Source organism: Rahnella perminowiae (assembly GCF_019049755.1).
Lineage (GTDB): Bacteria > Pseudomonadota > Gammaproteobacteria > Enterobacterales > Enterobacteriaceae > Rahnella > Rahnella perminowiae.
Window position 1 is genome coordinate 1 of the sequence record NZ_JAFMOS010000117.1, and the last position, 801, is coordinate 801.

An 801-nucleotide genomic window follows, 5' to 3' on the forward strand; every position below is an offset into this window, starting at 1 on the left:
CCAGGCTAATATCATTCTCATCCAGATGAGTTACCATCGGAAAGAAATCCGTTTTTATATGAAGATCACCCCTGGATTCCTTCGCTTTACCGGTACCATAACCATCGCTAAATCCATAATCATCAAAATCAAAGATATAATTGGTCGCAAACCCCTTTTTCCCCTGCACCAGAGGATTAAGATCAGCGATCTTAAAACTGACTTTAATGGAGTTAAGCTGCCACTGGCATTTTCCGCCGCCATCAATGGCGATATGGGTCCGCCAGATATTGCTGCTTCCTTGCTGACCGAATGGCTTCTCGAAATCGTTATAACCGGGAATATTATGAGGCTCATTGCTCGAGTTATAGCGCACTGTTTTGCATTTATCCGAACGGTACAGAACTTCCATTGGTAAAAGCACGGTATCTGCCGGAAGCGTGAAGACCACGTCTACCCACTTTGCATTCTGAGGTGGAGACAGAATGCGGTCGGGAGTGTTATCACAGCCATAAAGCAGCACGATAAAGGGTAAAAACGCATAATTCTTATTTAGAAAATTCAAGTTCTTCCTCCCTGAAGATAACTTAGTAATGACTTCGTTATTTCATGGATAACAGTTTTTCGTAATCGGGTTTTATCTTGCGTACATGCTCAATGCTTCCATTGGGATAAGTGATCATCATCCCGATTCCACGCTCTTCATCACCCTGTAGTAATACTTCTTTCTGAGAGTGTAATATCGGTTCAATGACTATTTTCTGAGTATCTTGAAGTTTGTAACGTCGGCTCCATCTGTCATAATTCGTATCACCACCAAAC

1 protein-coding gene and 1 pseudogene are annotated in these 801 nt (G+C 42.3%); both read right to left on the reverse strand.

What is annotated here, in order from left to right:
• On the reverse strand, positions 1–544 hold a 544-nt coding region (locus tag J1785_RS00615), incomplete at its 3' end, for a hypothetical protein (protein WP_217218560.1).
• 37 nt (positions 545–581) lie between these two features.
• Positions 582–801, reverse strand: a pseudogene (locus J1785_RS00620) (hypothetical protein); the annotation flags it as partial.